We start from the raw sequence: 20,862 nt of genomic DNA on the forward strand, positions 1-20,862 counted from the left end.
TTTAATACTTTAATAATAAAAACTGAAATCCTACCAAATTATTTTTTGCTAAGAAGTAATAAAATGGGTTAAATACTTTTTAGATAATGTCAAACTCTAAGCCTTTGATTCCATTTTTAGATCTGCATAAAATCAATAGCCGCTATCACGAAAAATTTAAAAGTCTATTCTCTGATTTTTTAGATGCTGGTAGTTACATAAAGGGAAGTCAGGTAACATTATTTGAAAAATCTTTTGCCGAATCTTGCGAGGTTGATTTTTGTGTGGGTGTTGGGAATGGTCTAGATGCATTAACTCTCATATTGAAAGGCTATATTGAATTGGGGAAGATTCATGTTGGCGATGAAGTGATCGTTGCTGCCAATACTTTTATCGCTACTATTTTGTCAGTCAAATATGCAGGACTTATCCCGGTTTTAGTAGAACCTGATGAACGAACTTTTAATCTGGATATCCACAAAATTGAAAGGCATATTACTGATAAAACAAAGGTTATTATTCCAACACATTTATATGGTCAGTTAGCCGAAATTGAAGAAATTATTGAAATCGCTAACAAGCATAATGTATTGGTTGTAAGTGACGCCGCACAAGCGCATGGCGCCAGACATAAGGAGTTAGGAATTGCAGGGAGTTTGTGTAACGCTTCAGCTTTTAGTTTTTATCCCGCTAAAAATTTGGGTGCTTTAGGAGATGCAGGAGCAATTACCACGAATGATAAAGCATTGATAGAAATTGTAAAATGCTTAGGTAATTATGGTTCTTCAGAAAAATATAAGAATGACTATGTTGGCGTAAACTCTAGATTAGACGAATTACAAGCAATATTCTTGTTAGAAAAACTAAAGTATTTAGAACAGGACAACATAAAGCGAAGACAAATAGCCAAACGTTATATTTCAGAAATTAAAAATGAAAAAATCATACTGCCTTTTTGGGATGGATCAGAAAACCATGTATTTCATCTTTTTGTAGTAAGAGTCAAAAATAGAATAGACTTCTGCGATTACTTAAAAAAATCAGGAGTTGGCTATCACATACATTATCCAATTGCTCCACATCAACAAAATGCTCTGAAAGAGTTTGCTGAGCTTTCATTACCTATTACAGAAAAGATTCACAAAGAAGTCGTTAGTATTCCTCTTAATGTAAGTTTGGAAAATGATCAGATTGATCGAATTATAGAAGTATTAAATCAATACCAATAACGTGGGATCATACTTTGATAAGATTAAAAATAACGTGCTGCTTAAAGTAAGCTCTTTTAATGCTATCGGTATTATGGTTAAGATGCTTACGAGTATCGTAAGTCTAAAGGTGGTTGCCCTAATTTTAGGACCAGAAGGATTAGCATTAATGGGGAACTTAAGGAATGTTCTTACTTCTATTCAATCGGTAGGGACATTAGGACTGTATAACGGAATTGTAAAGTATGTAGCCGATTTTAAAAAGGATAAAGAAGAGTTAAAAGCAGTATTGTCCACATCCTATCTCTTATGTTTTATAGTAACTATTGGACTTTCTTGCTGGTTATATTTGGATCCTAATTTCTGGAATAATCTAGTTTTTGGTAGCAACTACCAGTATGATTTTGTTTTTAAAGGAATTGCAATCGCATTACCATTCTATACAGTTAATATGCTCTGCCTGGCTATTATTAATGGTAATTCTAAATACAAAATTTATATAATCCTCAATATTGTTAGTAGCATCGTGGGGCTTTTGATTACCATTTTTATGGTATGGAAATATGAGTTAGAAGGAGCTTTTTTCGCAATAATAATAAACCCTGCAATTGCATTGATAATTACCGTTCTTTTAAACCGAAAAGAACTTGTGAAATTTATTCCAACCAATAAGATTGCCACAAAATACATTTTGAAATTAAGTTCTTATGCGATTATGACATTAATTTCGACTACAGCCTTGCCTGCAATTTTAATTAGAATCAGAAATTATATTATTGCTACTGAAGGAGCAAAGGAAGCAGGATATTGGGAGGCAATTCAAAATATTAGTGGTCAATATATGCTTTTTATTACCACATTGCTAACCATATATTTGTTGCCCAAATTGGCAGAAATAAAAAAAAGCCATGATTTTAAAGTAGAAATTGTGAATTTTTATAAAACGATCCTACCCATTTTTGCAGTTGGATTTGTATGCATTTATTTTTTGAGAAATATCATCATTAAGATCTTATTTTCTGATGAGTTTATGGCAATGGAATCTTTGTTTTTATGGCAAATGCTAGGAGACTTTTTTAAAATAGCTTCTTTAGTAATAGCATATCAGCTCTTAGCAAAAAGAATGTTTTGGTATTATGTAATTACTGAAATTCTTTCGTTTACGGTTCTATATCTAGTAAGTATCTATATGATTCATAAATATGGTTTTATAGGAGCTTCTATAGCACATTTCTGCAATTATGTTTTCTATTTTTCGTTAATGGTTATAATTTTCCGAAAATCACTATTTGGCCCCAATCGAAGTATCTGATCAATAATGCAACAAAATCAAAACATAAGAGTATGTATTATGGTGTCATCCTTAGGAATGGGAGGTGCAGAACGATCTAGTGCCTTATTGTCAAGAATGCTATCAGATTTGGGATACGATGTAACCATTATAAGTATTTTAGATTGTATTTCATATCCTTATAAAGGAAACCTGATAAATCTAGAGAAACTTACTGCAAAGCAAAGTGGTTTGCGTAAAAGATGGAATAAATTCCAAATTAGCCGAAAGCTAATACGTGAAAATAAATACGATTATATTATCGATGCTGCCCCAAGACCAAGATGGTTTAGGCAATGGTTTATTAATACTTTCGTATATCAAAAAATCGATACGATATTTATTGTTCATAGTTATAATTTGAAAAATTATTTTCCGAATAGCATTTTTTTAGGGAACAAGTTATATAAAAATGCTTATGAATTAGTTGGTGTCTCTAAAGATGTAGTGTATCATTTTAAAGAAAAATATCAGCTTCAAAAAGGAAGATGTATCTATAATACTTTTGATGAAAATTATTGGAGCTCTCTTTCGATGGAAAAAGTTGATCTTCCATCTGATCCCTATATTTTGTCGTATGGTAGAATTACGGATGAAACAAAAAATTATAAGTTTCTAATTCGGGCATATGCTAGCTCTGGATTACCGGAAAAAGGAGTGAAATTGTATATTATGGGAGATGGACCAGATAAACAAATGATTCAAAACTTTGTGAGATCTCATGAAGTGAATGAACATGTGATATTTATTGGGTTCTCTGAAAACCCATTTCCTTATATTAAAAATGCTTTATTTACAACCTTAACAAGTAATTACGAAGGTTTTCCCATGGTTTTGATAGAATCTTTAGCTATGGAAACACCTGTAGTTGCTGTAGATTGTAAGTCTGGACCATCGGAAGTAATTATAACAGGTAATAATGGTATTTTAGTACCTTTTAAAGACGAAATTAGATATAGCAATGCTCTCAATAAAATGATTAATAATGAAGAGTTTTATAAAAAATGTGTAAACGGCACTAAAAAGAGTATATCAAAGTTTAAAATAGAAAATATAAGTTCACATTGGCAAGCAATACTTCCTTCCAAAAATTAAAAAGTATGACTACTGTAGATGATTGTTTGATTATAGAAATTCCTAATATAAAAGATCCTCGAGGAAATATTGCTGTTATCGAAAAGGAGGTAATTCCGTTTGAAACTAAAAGAGTGTATTACTTATATGATGTGCCTAGTGATGCAAGTAGAGGAGGACATGCGCATAAAGAATTATATCAGTTTCTAATTGCAATTAGTGGAAGTTTTGATGTGATGTTGCATGATGGAAAAACTCAAAAAAAAATTACATTAAATAAACCTAATAAAGGATTGTTGATCAAACCTGGTATATGGAGAGAATTAGAAGATTTTTCATCAGGTTCCGTATGTTTAGTGCTTGCTTCAGAGGTTTTTAAAGAAGAGGATTATATTCGGGATTTTAAAAAATTTGAGCTATTCAAAGGCAGATAATCGGATATTATATTTGTATAAATTATTCTTTAGGACAAAAATAGTTTGTAATACTTTTTGAGGGCATTTCAACAGAAATTGTTGTTTTGGATTTAGATTATTCATGTCTATTTGATCAGCAAGCTCTCTAAATGCCACTTTTTTTCCATTCATTTTGTAACGGATAGCTATCGAAAAACGATTAAGATCCGCGAATTGTTTTAAATACGGCGTATTCTTTTCTTGCTCAGGAAATTTGTCAATGACTTTTTTTCTAGAATCTAAAACATTGGTTTTAGAAAGACTATTTGCTACAAATTGATAATAAATAGAGGTTACCGTTTTATTAAAGACAAAAGGAAAGTCAATCCCAAGACGTATCCAAAGATCAGTATCCTGACCAGAATTGATATTCGTATCAAAAATATATCCCTTTTTCAGAACAGAAGCATGAATACATATTGAATTAGAGTTTACAATAGAATGATTTAGACTACTCCTGAAATAATTTTCAATAATGACGATTTGATCATTACTGGGTAAATAGCTAAATGAAGTTTGAATATTTTTTTTGGAGGTTAACTGAACAGAATAATTATTACAAAATATTAAATAGTCAGGATGCTTAGACATGCTTTTTTTAAATTCAGACAGGTGATTCGAAAACCAATAATCATCCGCATCCAAAAAAGCTACATATGTTCCAGTTGTTTTTGAAATACCAAAGTTTCTAGTATCCGAAACTCCAGTATTATTTTTTTTAAAATATTTGATTTTAGGATTCTTAAACTCCAATACAATGTCCTCACTACCATCAGTAGATCCGTCGTTTACTACAATTATTTCATAATCCGTTTCTTTTTGATCAAGCACAGATCTAATAGTAGCTGCGATGTATTTTTCTTTATTATATAATGGTATAACTACTGAAAATAAAGGCACTATTTTTTGTTTTTGATTAAACAAAAATAACCCAAACGGTAAAAATCATAGCATAAAATTGAAGGATAAGATGATTTTAGATTTTTTTTGAGGATGCCTCTAAATAGTATAAATATGAACTTAACGAATTGGTCTATTCTTATTTTATGCATCATAGCATATAACTTAGATACTTTATATCGGTCATACGTAAGTCTATTTGTAGCAATTAATTCTACTAAATTTTCAACTGCATGCTCCGTTTTGATAATAAATGTTTCTGCATCATCATTAGCATCATGAATTACCGGATTATCAATATATTTTATAGCTATTCCTTTTTTGCTAATAGCATCAAAGAATAGAACATCTTCGCATCCATATTTCGTTAAAGATTCATCGAATTGAACGTGATTAAATAGTTCTTTTTTTATTAAAAAATTAGAAGAACAAACAATGGGTCTTTTCAGATCTTGCTTGTCCGTTACCATTTCCCTTTTTTTAGTATAAATCCAACGGAGCTTATAAGGTTTTTTTGGAGCTTTTGGTAAAGCGCTCATTCCACCGGTTACAACTTCGTTTTGTATGGTATCTAGATAGTTTTTGATAAAACCACCATTGGCTGGAAAAGTTCCCGCATCAATGAACAACAAAGAATCAAAAGAAGCTTTTGAGGCTAATAAATTTCTAATAGCACTTCTTCCAATGTTTTTAGGCAATATTTCATAAGAACATCCAGATAATTCATTGATAACTTCATTTTCTTTTACAAAAGCATCAGAATGATCATCAAGTACAAGTATTTCAAAATCAATAGAACAATAAGAAACTTGGTTGTGCAGTTCTTTTACCAAAGAAATTACATTATAATTATAAACAGGAATCAAAATTGATAACATTGAGGATGTTTTACTAGAAGTTTATAATTATTTTTGATTCAAATTAGTAATTGGGATTAATGAATTACCCTACTAGAGATAAAATCGCCGAATTTATTCTTTTAAAGCTCAAAGATAACGAAGAAGTTTTAAAAAAACACTTTGACCATACGAGTCAAGGAATAGGGTATTTTTATATAGATGATTTACTTCCTGAGGATTTATCAAAGGCAATTTTTAAGAAGTTTCCCTTAACAAAAGAGGTGAAGGTTAAGAAAAGTCTTAGAGAATATAAGTACGTAGCCGCTCAGATGAACAAATATGACCCTCTTTTAGAAGAAGTAATCTATGCGTTTCAAGATCCAAAAATTGTTGATTTTATTGCTGAAATTTGTGGATATGCCAATGTAAAACCAGATGAAAATCTGTATGCTGGTGGAATTTCTATGATGGGAAAAGGAAACTATTTAAATCCTCATCTGGATAATTCTCATGATAAAGATGTTAAGCTATGGCGTGTTCTTAACTTGTTATACTATGTTACACCAGATTGGATTGGTGATAATGGTGGTAATTTAGAGTTATGGCCAGAAGGGCTTAAAGGAGATCCGATAACTATAAATTCTAGATTCAATAGATTAGTAGTGATGGCTACTCATAAGACTTCTTGGCATTCTGTAAGTAAAGTTGTAGAAGATCAAGTGCGATGTTGTATTTCTAACTATTATTTTTCTTCGAACCCTACAGATTCCAAAGGAGATTTTCATGTGACTACATTCAGAGGTAGACCTGGTCAGTTTTTTAGAGATAAAATATTAAAACTGGATTCATCCCTTCGAATGGGAGTTCGAAAAATATTTAAAAAAGGAATTCGTGAAAACCCTCATGTGTATAAAAAAGAGGATTCCGAATAATCTTCTATTTAATTATTAAGGTAAATACCAAAAACAAAATCACTAGGGTGTTTTTTGATATAAGCATCCTCATATTCAAATAGTTCATTCAAAATGTGTTCTTTTTCATCATTTAATTCTACAAAATGATGTGCGATATCTTTTAGTACATTCGGTAACAAATTACCACCATATGAAGCTTCATATATCGTTTTGTAATGTTGATGAATAGCAGGCATTATTTGAGAAGAATCTACACATTCAGATGGGTCGGCAAGTATCATTCGGATGATTCCAGAACCATAAAATTTATTTTTGTAGATATTTAATTTAAACCTTTTTCTATAGGTTTTAGGAATCAATTGTAAAGCTTCATTCGATGCTTTTATCTGATGTTTGGAGAATTGTAACCTATCTGATCCAACAAATTCATTAATGATAAGTTTACCATCACTTTTTAAAGTTCTTTTTATTTGTTGACCAACAAGATTTTCAATGTCTTTGAAATGATGTAATGAAGCATGAAAAAAAACAATATCAAAATAGTTCTCTGGAAACTCATACGAGTAAATATCCTGAATCTTAAAATCAATGGCATTTAATTGCTTTTCGGAAGCTATTTTTTTTGCCTGATCAAATAATACTTCATTAATATCAATACAAAGTATTTCTTTGAAGTTATCATACTCAGCAAATTTAAGCTCATGACTACAAATACCACTTCCTAGCGAAAGCATTTTAAGGTCTTTGTCATCGCTTAAGTATTTTTTCATTACGAAATCTTCGTATGCTGTTTCAGGATTCCCTGTAATGAGCTGATTCCAACGTTGCTGTACTTTTGGGATAATCCACCAATTTGCTGAAGATATATTTAATTCATTAAAAGCACTTTTAGTTCTTTTAATAGAATTTAGATGGAGCTTAGACATAATAAATGGTAAACCGCGTTGTCTAAACTTTGTATAAGTTTCTATAATATCATCCAGAGTTATTAAGCGCATTATATTAGAATTCTTATCTATCCTTTTCGTTGCACAACTTCAAAAACCTTATTTCCTTCACATTTTAATGTTTTTGAAGGGTATTTTAGGAGTAATGCATAATCATGAGTAGCCATTAATATGGTATTTCCATTTTTATTGATGTCTTGTAAAACTTCCATCACTTCTACAGAGGTTTGAGGATCTAGATTACCAGTAGGTTCATCAGCAAGAATCAATTCAGGATCGTTAAGTAAGGCACGAGCAATAGCGATGCGTTGTTGTTCTCCTCCAGATAGTTGATACGGGAATTTAAAATCTTTTGTTTTCATCCCTACTTTATCTAAGACATCATCAATTTTACTATCCATTGCTTTTTGATCACTCCATCCAGTTGCTTTTAGAACAAATAGTAAGTTTTCTTTTACTGTACGGTCATTGAGTAATTTAAAATCCTGAAAAACAATTCCTAGTTTTCTTCTTAAAAAAGGGATTTGACTTTCTTTTAAAGTGCTTAAATCAAAATCAACGATACTTCCTTCACCTTTAATAAGAGGGATATCACCATAAAGAGTTTTCATAAAACTACTTTTTCCAGTTCCTGTCTTCCCAATGAGATATACAAAATCACCTTTGTTCACTTCTACATTTACATCAGATAAGATGAGATTTTCTCGTTGATAAATCGAAGCGTTTTTGAGACTTAAAACCGGATTAGACGTCATATGAAATTCTTGAGTTATTAATTTTAGTAAAAGTATAAAGTTTATGGAATATTGTATTTATTAAAAATGTTTTTTTATCCACGTTGATTTTGAGTATTTTTCCCAAAGAACTAATTTGATTTTACATTTTGCAATTTAATACGGTCGATTTTGCGTTATTCTTTCCAATTGTTTTTGCCTTGTATTGGTTTGTATGCAACAAGAATATTAGAATACAAAATGTTTTTCTGCTTGTCGTTAGTTACCTTTTTTATTCTTTTTGGGATTGGCGTTTTTTATCCTTAATTTTTTTTAGTTCTTCCATAGATTTTTTGATCGCCAGAAGATTAAAAAACAGCATCGGAATTCAAAGAAAAACTCTTTTCGGGATTAGTGTCTTTTGTAATCTGGGAGTATTGTTTGTTTTTAAATATTTTGACTTTTTTATTGAAACGTTTACAGATACCTTTTTGTTATTTGGAAAGTCAATTTCTTATGAGTCATTACAATTAGTGCTACCCGTTGGAATTAGTTTTTATACATTTCAAACACTAAGTTATACGATAGATGTATATCGAAAACGAATAGATCCAACAGATGATGTTGTCTCTTTTTTTGCTTTTGTTTCCTTCTTCCCACAATTGGTGGCTGGTCCTATAGAAAGAGCTTCGAATCTTTTACCGCAATTTCAAAAAGAGCGAAAGTTTGATTATAGAAAAAGCGTAGATGGTTTACAGCTAATCTTGGGAGGACTTTTCAAAAAAATGGTAATTGCTGATAACTGTGCTTTAATAGTAAATAATCTATTTGAGAATTATACAGAGTATTCAGGTAGTACATTGTTTTGTGGTGCTATTTTCTTTGGTTTCCAGATCTATGGAGATTTTTCTGGGTATTCGGATATCGCTATAGGTATGGCAAGATTGTTAGGTTTTGATTTAATGAAGAATTTTAATTTTCCATACTTATCAAAAAACTTAATTGAGTTTTGGAGACGCTGGCATATTTCACTTTCTACTTGGTTTAGAGACTACGTATATATTCCTCTTGGCGGAAATAGAGTGTCTCCTATTAGATTAATAAGTAATATTTTAATTGTTTTTGTAGTAAGTGGTTTATGGCATGGTGCGAACCTTACTTTTTTAGTTTGGGGATTGATACATGGAATATTCCTTACCACTACAGTGTTTTTGATGAAAATACCTAAAGTAAGTACCTTTTTAAATACTAAAAAATCTATCTTTTTTGATATCCTTGGTATTGGAATTACATTTTTTGTAGTCACTGTAGCTTGGGTGTTTTTTAGAGCAGAAACCATTAACGAAGCATTGAAATACCTAGAACAAACCTTTTCCACATCATTATTTTCAATGCCTCAAGGGAATAAATGGTTCTTATTGTTTTTAATGGGATATATGGTGATAGAATGGTTTCAGAAGAAAAGAGAACATCTTCTGGATATTCATTATATTTTTTCAAAACCTATTAGATATTCCATTTATTATACGGTAGTGTTTTTTGTATTGTATTTTGGAGGAAATCTACAGACTTTTATTTATTTCCAGTTTTAATGATGAAAAAGTTCCTTATAAAAATCGTAATTTTTTTACTTCCTATTCTTTTGATTTGGGGAGCACTAGAAGGTTTTTATAGAACGGTTCCATCAAACTACACACTTAAATATAAGAGAATTAATGAAAAATATAAAGAGATTGAGACGTTGATTTTGGGAGACTCTCATGCTTTTTTCGGTATTAATCCAGAATATTTGGATAGTAATGCATTCAACTTAGCCATGATAAGCCAAAGTTTGTATATGGATCATTTACTGTTTGAGAAACACAAAGACAGTTTACCCAATCTAAAAAATGTAGTGATCACAGTTGGTTACTATAGTTTAAGCAAATTGAAAAATACAAAAGGAGAAATATGGCGGAAATATTTTTACCAAAATCAAATGGATTTAGAAGTACCAATAATATCCCCTTTTGATATCAGGCAATATAGCTTATCATTAACTCGGCGTTTGAATAAATCGGCAGCTCTAGTTCGTAAATACATAGACGAGGGTACCATTATTGGTTGCGATAATAAAGGTTGGGGTAATTATTATGACGTTACCAATGGAGGATCATTAGATACTGAAAGTTGGGGTACTGCAAAAAGACACGAAGATTTTTTACTAGATTTTGAGGATAATATAGCGCGCCTACAATCTATAATTGATTATTGTAAAAAAATAAATTGCAACGTATATATTATAGATATGCCGGTATATCACAAATATTTATCATATCTAAATCCTGATAAATTGCAAAAAGTAACAGACGCTTGCAATACCCTTGTTACGGATAATACTAATGTGACATACATTAACTTACGAAGTGATGCTCGAATAGAAAGTGCAGATTTTTATGATCCGGATCATTTAAATCACAAGGGCGCTAAAAAATATACCCAAATCATAAATCAATTGATGGCTGGATCAAAAAATGATGATTGATGTAATTATCTTAAAAATATTTCGTTATTAGTATGAAGATTAGGGTATCTTTAACACAAAATTTATTCGCGGGAAACGATATTTACTTTAAGAAAATTTGGTCAAGGCAAACCTTGAAATTTCTATTAAACAGGTACGCTGGCTGTTGCCGGAGTCTAAACGTTAAAAGAAATAATTACATGAACAAATACATCACTTTGATGCTTTTTGTGGCAATCCTATCTTCAAAGATTTCTGCTCAACAATCAGCAATTTATACGAATGAGTTAGTACTCTATAACCAAGCGTTAGAGCTTTATAACAATAAGCAGTTTTTAGCTGCTCAGAATTTGTTCGATAAAGTTAGAGATGCTGTGGATGATGAAAATATTGATGCAGAATGTACGTATTATATTGCTAATTGTGCGGTTTGGCTGAATCAAAAAGGAGCGGACGACCTAATGGAACAGTTCGTAGTGCAATATCCTACAAGTATCAAACGTAATGCTGCTTATTTAGATGTTGCGAACTACTATTTCGATAATGGAAAATATGCCTACGCGCGAAAATGGTACGACAAAGTAGATCAAGGAAACATGAGTCGCTCAGAAAAGGAAAAGTTTAATTTTAATAATGGATACGCTTATTTTAAAATTCAACGGTTTAATGAAGCAAAAAAGTTTTTATCACAAGTAGAAGAAACTGATGAATATGGAGCACAAGCAAAATATTATCTCGGTTTTATCGCATACGAAGGAGATAATTATCAGGAAGCGGATAAACTTTTTGATGAGGTAAAAGACTTAGATAAATACAATAAAAACTTATCGTATTTCCAGAGTGATATGAATTTTAAATCTGGAAAATTTCAGGAAGCTATTAATGACGGACTTGGACAACTTCCAAGATCAAAACCTTCCGAGAAATCAGAATTGAATAAAATCATTGGTGAAAGTTATTTCAATCTTGGGCAATATGACAAAGCAATTCCACATCTAAAGGCGTATCGTGGAAGAAAAGGAAAATGGAATAATACGGATTACTATCAATTAGGATATGCGTATTATAAAGGCGGAGATTATCAAAATGCAATTTCAGAATTTAATAAAATTGTAGATGGTAGAAATGCCACTGCGCAGAATGCCTATTATCATCTGGCAGAATCCTATCTGAAATTGGATCAAAAACAGCAGGCGCTAAATGCATTTAAGAATGCTTCAGAAATGGATTTCGAAGCGAAAATTAAAGAAGATGCCTTATATAACTATGCTAAATTGAGTTATGAAATTGGGAACTCCTTTGAAAGTCCTTCTAAAGTGTTATTATCCTATGCAGAAGCGTATCCAAATTCTGAATTTAAAGAGGAGATACAGGAATTATTAATCAGTTCCTACATTACTTCTAAGAACTATAAAGAAGCAATGGATTTGTTAGAAGGAAGTCGTAACTTCAGTGATAAGGTAGTATATCAAAAGGTGGCTTTTTTCAGAGGAGTAGAGCTGTACAATGAAGCTAATTATACGGAAGCTAAAAAATATTTTGATAAGTCTTTAGCCCAGCAAACAGATCCAAGATTTACAGCTAAAGCGATCTATTGGAAATCAGAATGTGATTATTTGCAAAATAATTTTGATGAAGCACTCATTGGTTTTAAACAATTTAAAGGGCAAGAAGGAGCCTCTGATACCAATGAATATAAGGATATAGATTATAATATTGGATACACCTATTTTAAACTAAAACAATATCCGCAAGCAGCCGATTTTTTTGATAGTTATGCTAAGAAAAAAGGAATAGACGAAGTACGATTAACAGACACCTATTTACGATTGGGTGATAGTCACTTTATTTCTAGCAAGTATTGGCCAGCGATGGAAGCTTATAATAAAGCGATTAAAAAAGGTGGAGCAGATGCCGATTATGCACATTACCAGAAAGCAATTAGTTATGGTTTTGTAAAAAAGAATGATAAGAAGATAAGTGATTTAGAAATGTTTCTAAAGAAGTATACCAGATCTACATATCGTGATGACGCTATGTTCGCCCTTGGAAATACCTACGTTGCTGAAAATAAAACACAAAGAGGTATTGAAGCATATGATAGATTGATTCGAGAAGTTCCTAGAAGTTCGTATGTACCAAAAGCTTTACTCAAACAGGGATTGATTTATTATAATGGAGATCAAGGAAACAGAGCTTTAAGCAAGTTTAAAAATGTAGTAGCTGATTATCCTGGAACAGAAGAAGCAATTCAAGCAGTTAATACGGCAAGATTGATCTATGTAGATCTAGGAAGAACGAGTGAATATTCTAGTTGGGTAAAAGGATTGAGTTTTGTGGATGTAACAGACGCTGATTTGGATAATACTTCTTATGAAGCGGCAGAGAAACAATATTTAGAGAATAATGATAATGCTGCTGTTATTGGCTTTCAAAAGTATTTAGATGAATTTCCAAATGGTCTTCATGCGCTAAAAAGTCATTTTTATCTGGCACAATTGTATTATAAAAAAGGAGATAAACAAGCTACCATTCCTCACTATGAATATGTATTGGAAAAAGATCGTACCGAATTTACAGAGCAAGCATTAGCACGTTTATCTCAGATACATTTAGAGAATCGTAACTATGATAAAGCAATTCCAGTATTAGAACGACTGGAAAAAACAGCTGATTTTCCACAAAATATCATTTTTGCACAATCGAATCTGATGAAGTCACATTATCAGTTGGTACATTATCAGGAAACCATTTCTTATGCTGAAAAAGTACTGGAAAATCCAAAAATTCAAAACGATGTAAAGAGTGATGCTCAGATTTTTATAGCTAGAGCAGCTTTGCAAACTGCGGATGATGCCAGAGCCAAAAGAGCATATGCAGAAGTTAGAAAAATAGCAACCGGAGAGCTGGCGGCAGAAGCTTTGTATTATGATGCATATTTTAAAAATAAAGAAGGTAATTATAAAGGTTCTAATGAAACCGTACAAAAACTAGCTAAAGATTTTTCAGGATATAAATTGTATGGTGCCAAAGGCTTAGTATTAATGGCCAAGAATTTTTACGGGTTAGAAGATGCCTATCAAGCAACTTATATATTAGAAAGTGTGATCAAAAACTTTACAGATTATCCTGATGTAATTAATGAAGCACGATCCGAACTTAGAAAAATCAAAGCTGAAGAAGCAAAAACAAATTCATCGATCAAAACCGAACAACAATAATCAGTTATAAACGACTTCGTATTTATGTCTAGATATATTAAGAAATTCATTTCTCTTACCTGTATCACCGCTTTTAGTATGACGGCATTAGTCGCTCAGGAAAAAGAAGAGGAAGAAACTATAGAAACAGAACGTGTAGTTATTGTAAAAACCTATACACCTACCATAAGTGATGCTTTTAAGGTGAAATCTACACCCGTTCTAAATGATTCTGTCATTCAAAAGAAAAAAGAATTGCGATACAGTATTTTTTCAGTTCCTGTAGCATCTACTTTTACACCAGCAAAAGGAAGAGCAGCTAATATTGATAAACCTAAAAAAATACCTTTGTATGACAATTATGCTACACTAGGTTTTGGAAACTTTACATCGGTATTAGCAGAGTTTTACAGTAACTTTCAATTAAACCGGACAGATAATATCGGTTTATACTTACATCATAATTCTTCTCAAGGAGGTATTGATGATGTAGTACTCGATGATAAATTTTACAACACTTTTTTAGATTTAAATTACACATCTAGAACTAGAGACTTTACTTATGGAATTGAGGTAGGAGCAGAACACCAGTTATATAATTGGTATGGATTACCAGATATTCCAGTATTAACACAAGAACAAATTGATGCAATTGACCCTCAACAGAATTATTTTGGGGCCAAGTTGGGGGGCAAATTGCAATTTGATGATTTATATTTTAAAAGGGCTTCCCTAAACTATCGCTATTTTGGAGATGCATTGAGTACTACAGAACATCATGCAGTTTTTAAACCTACTTTCGAATTTGAGATAGTAGATGAATTAGTGACTACAGATTTTAWCATCGATTATTTAGGAGGAAATTTTGATAGACCGTTGGATCTTACTTTACAAACGCCTAATGATTTTAGTATCTTAAATCTAGGAGTCCAACCTAGTTTGGTAGTATTACGAGACAATCTCACCTTAAATTTGGGAGCAGCTGTATTTTTCAGTATCGATAGCCAAAATAATGATAATGATTTCTTTATTTATCCTAAAGTAACCGCATCGTATCGATTAATAGATGAAACCGTAATTGCTTATGGAGGTTTAGAAGGAGGATTGCGACAAAATACGTACAGAGATGCTGTGCAAGCTAATCCATATGTGTCGCCAACATTATTTTTAACAACTACACATAACCAATTCGATGCATATGTAGGATTAAAAGGAAAAATATCTGATGTAGTTAGTTATAATTTTAGAGGTGGTTATGCTTCAGAAAATGATAAACCATTATTTGTAAATAACAGACCACAAGTTATTCCATTAGAAGGATACGATTACGGAAATTCGTTTGCATACAGATATGATGATATTTTAACACTAAGTGGATATGGAGAGTTGAACTTCAATATCAATAAGAAGTTTAAGCTTGGAGTTTCTGGAGAGTATTTTAGTTATAATACAGATGATGAACAGGAAGCGTGGAATTTATCAGAACTAAAAGCATCTGCATTATTAGATTATCAAATTACAGAGCAGTGGTTCGCCGGAGCGCAGCTGTTTTATGTAGGGGAACGAAAAGATATAAATACAGCAGTACCTTTTGTTTCAACGATACCAGAAGCAACCATAACTTTGGACAGCTATTTTGATGCCAATGTGAATCTAGGATATCGATTTAATGAGAAATTATCCGTTTTTGTAAAAGGAAATAATCTTGCTGGGCAGAGTTATGAGCGTTGGGCAAACTTTCCAGTACAAGGTGTTCAGGTATTAGGAGGAGTTACGTATAAATTTAATTATTAAAAATAGAGAAACTATATTCACTGAATATGGTGTGTTTTCTAGGTATGTTAATTTTTAATTTTGTGAAATACTTTAATGAAAAAGTATTATTCTATGATTTAGTCTAAATTCTAATAGTATTAAATCAACAAATATTAAAGATGTTTAAGTATTTAATTTTCCTAATTACGTTGTTTTATTCACTTGAGTTGATCGCCTGTGATTGCGAATGTAATGGAGATTGTTCTTTTAGCAAATCATCTACTGGAGGATTTGTGGCTTTAGTAAAAATTATAGAATACTCTAAATATTCAGAATATAAGTTCAATGGAGAAATAAAAAAAATGCCTTTAGCAATGAAGGCAGAAATTATAAAAAAATACAAAGGTGAAGAGTCTAGGGAAATTATTCAAATTTGGGGGGATAATGGAGCTCTTTGTCGACCATATACTGATTATTTTAAAATTGGAAAACACTATTTAATAGCACCAAATAAAATTTGGGGTAATTCTAAGAATGGAAAAATAAATGATTACAGTTTTTCTTCCTGTTTCACTGACTTTTTGGATGTCGACCTAGAAAAGAAAATGGTTTATGGTGAATATGCTCCAAATATGAATGAAATTCCACTTAACGAAATAGAAGAAGATCTAAAAAAGTAGGGTTAAGTTAAAAAAAGAATATTGTTAAAGTTAATTCTTAAATTAATTTGCTGTATTAGAATTAAAAACAGTATTTTCTTCTCGTAATTGGAAATGAAATGAATATGAAGCGTGCTATTTTTGGGATACTGTGCCTATTGTCGATACCTATCTTTGCACAGGAAAATTTTAAGGTATATTATGAAGAAACCGATAATGGATATAAGATCTATGCTGATAACGGTGAGTTTTGCCCGGTTTCGGTAGAGATTGATTTTAAGATCGAAAATTTAACTTCTAGTATTGGTGATATCAAAATCATAGAAGTGCCAGAACAAATTACCAAATTTTATATTGCTGATCTTACGGTAATCGATAGAAAAAAAGCACTGAGATTAGGGTTTAGTATTCGGTACAATCATGGCAATCATTTACAAAAATCGTATGATAAAAACTATGCCTATCATCTTCCTTTTAAAAAAGGAACGGAGCATATGATTACACAAGGATATTTGGGTAAGATTTCACATCATGATGAGTATGCATTAGATTTTAGAATGCCAATTGGCACTCCAATTTACGCCGCAAGAGATGGTAAAGTTATTTTAGTACAAGAAAGCAATGCTAAAACCTGTGCGGATGTAGGTTGCGAAAAGTTCAATAACTACATATTAGTATACCACTCCGATGGAACTTTTGCAGAATATACCCATATCAAAAAGAATGGATCCAAAGTACAACCAGGAGAGATCGTTAAAAAAGGACAACATATAGGATTTAGCGGAAATGTAGGATGGTCTACAGGACCACATTTACATTTTGTGGTCTTTTTGCAACGATTTAATGATCGGGAAACATTAGCTACAAAATTTTTAACCGGTAATGGAAAAATGGCAGAACAATTAGAAGAGGGAAAAACCTATCGCAAATCCTATTAGCGAACTATATTGAGGAGAATTTCAAAATAAACTACATTGATATAGAACGGAACTACATGAACTAGCCTTTTTCTAATCCGCTATTTTTCAAACATCCAGAAAATCAGTACATTTATAAGACCAGTTGCTGTTTAAAATTACTGGAATGAGAAGGGTTTTCCCTTTTGCAAATACAACAACAAACCAATACCATAACAATCATGAAATATATTAAATACATTTTGTACGTAGTGATCGTACTTGCTTTAGTCTTCTTCGGGATGGGACTTGTTACCTCTTCCGTATCCTATGAAAATGAAATAGTAGTTAATAAATCTGCTGCGGAATCATGGGCGGTCGTATCAGATGAATCTAATTTGCCAAAATGGATTGAAGGTTATATACGAACAGAACATGTAAGCGGTACAAAAAATACGGTTGGAGCAGTATCCAATGTGTATGTTGATGATCAAGGAGAAGAAATGATGATGACAGAAACAATTACCGATATGAAATTGAATGAACATATGGGAATGACCTTTACTATGGAATTTATGGATATGGGATATGAGATGTTTTTTGAAGAAGAAAACGGAACAACAACCATAACCTCCAAATCGATGGTAAAAGGAAATGGATTGATAGCGAAGTCCATGATGGCTTTGATGAAAAGTGGAATGAAAGGACAAGAAGACAAAAATTTAGCTGCTTTGAAAAATTTGATCGAATCAAATACAAAAGAATACGCTTCAGAATAGTACTTTAGAGTAACGAAATTGACATTAGTAGTAAAAAGTAAGGGGTAATTAATGAAGCGCACATCTTGAAAATATTAACCAAAGGAACATATTACGGGAAACAAAATTCAGAAAGTTCATTCAATGGAGTTTTGTTATCGCAGTATAGCTATACCACAGAGCGAACTGATTGGCATTACCATGAAAACCCATATTTTATGTATGTGTTAGAAGGTGATATGAAAGATTGCAATAAAAAAGTAAAAACGCTTTGCCCTTCCGGTAGTTTGATGTTTAATAATTGGCAAGAACCACATTTTGGGTCTAAACATTCTGCAAATGCCAGTGGTTTTCATTTAGAGTTTGAAAAAAAATGGCTACAAAAACATGGAATCTCTTTGGAGGTTTGGGAAGGAAGCCAGCTGATCCATAATCCAAAATTACACTTCCTTTTTGCTGAAATTTATCGCGAGTTTATCGTTTCGGATACTTTTAGCGATGTCTCTGTAGAATTGCTACTCGTTCAGGTGTGTGATGCACTGAGTGATCTAAAACAAATAGACGCCTTACATCATCCAGATTGGGTGCGAGACTTAAAAGAATTACTACATTATGATAGTACTCCTTTATCACTAGAATATTTATCCAAAGAGTTAAACATACATCCGGTTCATATTTCCAGAGCAGCACCCAAATATCTTTCTATGAGTCTCGGAAAATATATCCGACAACAAAAACTAAAAAAGGCAATTCCACTTTTATTAGATACCTCCAATTCGTTAACGGAAATCACTTATGAAGCTGGTTTTTCAGATCAAAGTCATTTTAATCGTGTTTTCAAGTCTCATTTTGATATGAATCCAAGTCATTATCGAAAGAAAATTATCAAAAATACCTGATGTTAATTTCATACAATTTTTGAAGTTCGTGATGCAATACATTTGCTTCTCAAATCATTTACATTTATGTACAAAAACATCACAATCTTAGTTTTTATCGTATGTGCAACCTTGATCAGTTGTGCACAAAGCCCTAAAAAGAATTATCAAGGCGAATGGGTAGGACATTTACCAGATAAAAACACTTTCAATTTTAAGGTAACTATAGAAAAACAGCAATCCAATACATTTCATCTTACGATTGCCAATGATCAAACGATTATTGATAAAAAACTAACATCAACCAATAAGGATAAGATTCATTTGAATGTAAATCAACAATTATTTTTTGAGTTGGAGTATGAAGAAGGTGGAAAAGCATTGGTTGGATTTATCAAAAGTGGAAAGTTCTTATATCGAACTCGTTTTCAGCGTACAGATACTAATCGTTATGAAGTAGATTGGAATCCATTTATGGTTAATAATAGTTTGCAATCAGATGATATCGATTTATATGTAGAACATCGAGAAAATGGAAATATCGCTGCGTATCCTTTCTTTGGAGATCAACGATTTAGAGGTGCCTGGACCAAAGATTTTAAAAAGGAAGGTAATATCGTATCATTTAAAGATGGAAATACTGGTTTTAATTTTAGAGCAAAACTGTTAGTAGATACCATCGAACTGGAGATTTTACTCACTGATGTAGTATTAACCAAAACCACATTGACTTTTGCCAAAGATGGTTGGGAATATACACAGAACCCAATTCCGCAGGTACAAAATACAGACACGCCAAAACAATTAGATGATGGTTGGGCTACTGCGAATTGTAAAGATGTTGGAATTGATAGCAACACTTTAGAAACACTTATTTCGGATATCCATAAAAAAGAATTGGTAAATACACACAGTATTCTCATTGCCAAAAAAGACACCTTGGTATTCGAAACCTATTTTGATGGGTTCAATGCAGATATTCCTCATGATTTAAGATCAGCTTCTAAGAGTATTTCTTCTGCTGTGATCGGAATTGCTATTGATGATCAAATTATAGAAAGTGTAGATCAAAAACTGTATGATTTTGTTCCTCAAAAGTATCAATACACTAAAGATGCTTCAAAATCCAAGATTACCTTACAGGATTTACTAACGATGAGTGGTGGTTTGGCAGTCAATAAAGAGGCATCAGAAAATACGTATCAGAATCCAAGTAATCCTAATAGTTGGTTACAAACTGTTTTAGAAGCACCAATGGTAAAAGAAGCAGGAACTTATGCGGACTACGGATCTGCCAATCCATTTTTATTAGGAATTTGTCTAAACGAACGCCTTAACATACCACTCGAAAATTATATGGATGAAAAACTATTTGCACCACTTGGAATCAGAAATTATATCAATCAAACCGATGATTCTGAAAGTGTTCCATATTTTGGAGGTGGTATGTTACTAACACCAAGAGATCTTTTAAAGTTTGGACAATTATATCTGAACAATGGAAAATGGAAGGGGCAACAAATTATTTCTGAAAAATGGGTGCAAGAATCCTTCGGTAAATACAGAAGATTACAAGATTATGATGACAAAAATGAATATGGGTACTTGTGGTGGCATGATGATTATGAAGTAAAAGGAAAAAATATTGAAGCGATCGAAGCCAGAGGTGCTGGCGGACAGTTTATATTTATCCTACCAGCATTAGAAACGGTAGTAGTTATCACTTCAGGAAATTTTAGAAACCGAAAAGGCAACCAACCCAGAGATATTTTACAAAAATACATTCTACCAGCTATAGTAAATTAAACATGACTGTATAGTAACATTTTAGCTTTCAAATCGTCGATAAAGAAA

At 31.9% G+C, this 20,862-nt stretch carries 18 protein-coding genes; 14 read left to right on the top strand and 4 right to left on the bottom strand.

Annotated elements, in window-relative coordinates:
• Nucleotides 1–86 precede the first annotated feature (86 nt).
• Genes GBO31_RS05480 through GBO31_RS05495 form a run of 4 tightly spaced genes read left to right on the top strand, consistent with a single transcriptional unit; the run spans nucleotide 87 to nucleotide 4,025 of the window.
• The gene (locus tag GBO31_RS05480) at nucleotides 87–1,208 is read left to right on the top strand and encodes a DegT/DnrJ/EryC1/StrS family aminotransferase (RefSeq protein WP_246615775.1); all 1,122 of its coding nucleotides are present in this window, start codon (nucleotides 87–89) and stop codon (nucleotides 1,206–1,208) included.
• Nucleotide 1,209: 1 nt separating this feature from the next.
• Nucleotides 1,210–2,499 (top strand): O-antigen translocase, encoded by a 1,290-nt coding sequence (locus GBO31_RS05485; RefSeq protein ID WP_219007322.1) that lies wholly within the window; start codon nucleotides 1,210–1,212, stop codon nucleotides 2,497–2,499.
• A gap of 6 nt (nucleotides 2,500–2,505) precedes the next feature.
• On the top strand, nucleotides 2,506–3,612 hold the full coding sequence (locus GBO31_RS05490) for a glycosyltransferase (RefSeq protein ID WP_219007323.1): 1,107 nt from the start codon (nucleotides 2,506–2,508) through the stop codon (nucleotides 3,610–3,612).
• Between the two features lie 5 nt (nucleotides 3,613–3,617).
• Nucleotides 3,618–4,025 carry a sugar 3,4-ketoisomerase gene (locus tag GBO31_RS05495; protein ID WP_219007324.1) on the top strand — a complete coding sequence of 136 codons (408 nt, stop codon included), beginning with the start codon at nucleotides 3,618–3,620 and terminating at the stop codon, nucleotides 4,023–4,025.
• On the opposite strand, the gene GBO31_RS05500 is transcribed toward GBO31_RS05495, so the two are convergent.
• Complete coding sequence (locus GBO31_RS05500; protein WP_219007325.1) at nucleotides 4,008–4,946, bottom strand: glycosyltransferase family 2 protein; 939 nt, start codon at nucleotides 4,944–4,946, stop codon at nucleotides 4,008–4,010. The genes GBO31_RS05495 and GBO31_RS05500 overlap by 18 nt on opposite strands.
• Nucleotides 4,946–5,824 carry a glycosyltransferase family 2 protein gene (locus tag GBO31_RS05505; RefSeq protein ID WP_219007326.1) on the bottom strand — a complete coding sequence of 293 codons (879 nt, stop codon included), beginning with the start codon at nucleotides 5,822–5,824 and terminating at the stop codon, nucleotides 4,946–4,948. Before GBO31_RS05505 ends, GBO31_RS05500 begins: the two co-directional genes overlap by 1 nt.
• Before the next feature lie 59 nt (nucleotides 5,825–5,883).
• On the opposite strand from GBO31_RS05505, the gene GBO31_RS05510 reads away from it, so the two are divergent.
• Nucleotides 5,884–6,717, top strand: a complete 834-nt coding sequence (locus GBO31_RS05510; protein WP_219007327.1) for a 2OG-Fe(II) oxygenase — start codon at nucleotides 5,884–5,886, stop codon at nucleotides 6,715–6,717.
• Nucleotides 6,718–6,725: 8 nt separating this feature from the next.
• Here GBO31_RS05510 and GBO31_RS05515 read toward each other — a convergent pair whose 3' ends face one another.
• Nucleotides 6,726–7,697: a class I SAM-dependent methyltransferase gene (locus GBO31_RS05515; protein WP_219007328.1), complete on the bottom strand. Its 972-nt coding sequence runs from the start codon at nucleotides 7,695–7,697 to the stop codon at nucleotides 6,726–6,728.
• Nucleotides 7,698–7,714: 17 nt separating this feature from the next.
• Nucleotides 7,715–8,401: a cell division ATP-binding protein FtsE gene (locus GBO31_RS05520; RefSeq protein WP_219007329.1), complete on the bottom strand. Its 687-nt coding sequence runs from the start codon at nucleotides 8,399–8,401 to the stop codon at nucleotides 7,715–7,717.
• 395 nt (nucleotides 8,402–8,796) lie between these two features.
• Between GBO31_RS05520 and GBO31_RS05525 the strand changes: the two genes are divergently transcribed.
• The 9 genes from GBO31_RS05525 (at nucleotide 8,797) to GBO31_RS05565 (ending at nucleotide 20,814) form a co-directional block, all read left to right on the top strand.
• Nucleotides 8,797–9,951, top strand: coding sequence for an MBOAT family O-acyltransferase (locus tag GBO31_RS05525; RefSeq protein ID WP_343211288.1), 1,155 nt, complete (start codon nucleotides 8,797–8,799; stop codon nucleotides 9,949–9,951).
• Nucleotides 9,951–10,883 (top strand): hypothetical protein, encoded by a 933-nt coding sequence (locus GBO31_RS05530; protein ID WP_219007331.1) that lies wholly within the window; start codon nucleotides 9,951–9,953, stop codon nucleotides 10,881–10,883. Before GBO31_RS05525 ends, GBO31_RS05530 begins: the two co-directional genes overlap by 1 nt.
• Nucleotides 10,884–11,062: 179 nt before the next feature.
• Complete coding sequence (locus tag GBO31_RS05535) at nucleotides 11,063–14,083, top strand: tetratricopeptide repeat protein (protein WP_219007332.1); 3,021 nt, start codon at nucleotides 11,063–11,065, stop codon at nucleotides 14,081–14,083.
• Nucleotides 14,084–14,107: 24 nt separating this feature from the next.
• Nucleotides 14,108–15,856 carry a TonB-dependent receptor gene (locus GBO31_RS05540; RefSeq protein WP_219007333.1) on the top strand — a complete coding sequence of 583 codons (1,749 nt, stop codon included), beginning with the start codon at nucleotides 14,108–14,110 and terminating at the stop codon, nucleotides 15,854–15,856.
• 140 nt (nucleotides 15,857–15,996) lie between these two features.
• Nucleotides 15,997–16,497 carry a hypothetical protein gene (locus GBO31_RS05545; protein ID WP_219007334.1) on the top strand — a complete coding sequence of 167 codons (501 nt, stop codon included), beginning with the start codon at nucleotides 15,997–15,999 and terminating at the stop codon, nucleotides 16,495–16,497.
• Nucleotides 16,498–16,595: 98 nt separating this feature from the next.
• Nucleotides 16,596–17,414, top strand: a complete 819-nt coding sequence (locus tag GBO31_RS27165; protein WP_219007335.1) for a M23 family metallopeptidase — start codon at nucleotides 16,596–16,598, stop codon at nucleotides 17,412–17,414.
• A 200-nt stretch (nucleotides 17,415–17,614) separates the two neighbouring features.
• Nucleotides 17,615–18,151, top strand: coding sequence for an SRPBCC family protein (locus GBO31_RS05555; protein WP_219007336.1), 537 nt, complete (start codon nucleotides 17,615–17,617; stop codon nucleotides 18,149–18,151).
• A 65-nt stretch (nucleotides 18,152–18,216) separates the two neighbouring features.
• The gene (locus GBO31_RS05560; RefSeq protein WP_219007337.1) at nucleotides 18,217–19,029 is read left to right on the top strand and encodes a helix-turn-helix domain-containing protein; all 813 of its coding nucleotides are present in this window, start codon (nucleotides 18,217–18,219) and stop codon (nucleotides 19,027–19,029) included.
• 66 nt (nucleotides 19,030–19,095) lie between these two features.
• Complete coding sequence (locus tag GBO31_RS05565) at nucleotides 19,096–20,814, top strand: serine hydrolase domain-containing protein (RefSeq protein WP_219007338.1); 1,719 nt, start codon at nucleotides 19,096–19,098, stop codon at nucleotides 20,812–20,814.
• Nucleotides 20,815–20,862 lie beyond the last annotated feature (48 nt).

Origin of the sequence: Aquimarina litoralis, assembly GCF_019295435.1 — a bacterium.
Classification (GTDB): domain Bacteria; phylum Bacteroidota; class Bacteroidia; order Flavobacteriales; family Flavobacteriaceae; genus Aquimarina; species Aquimarina litoralis_A.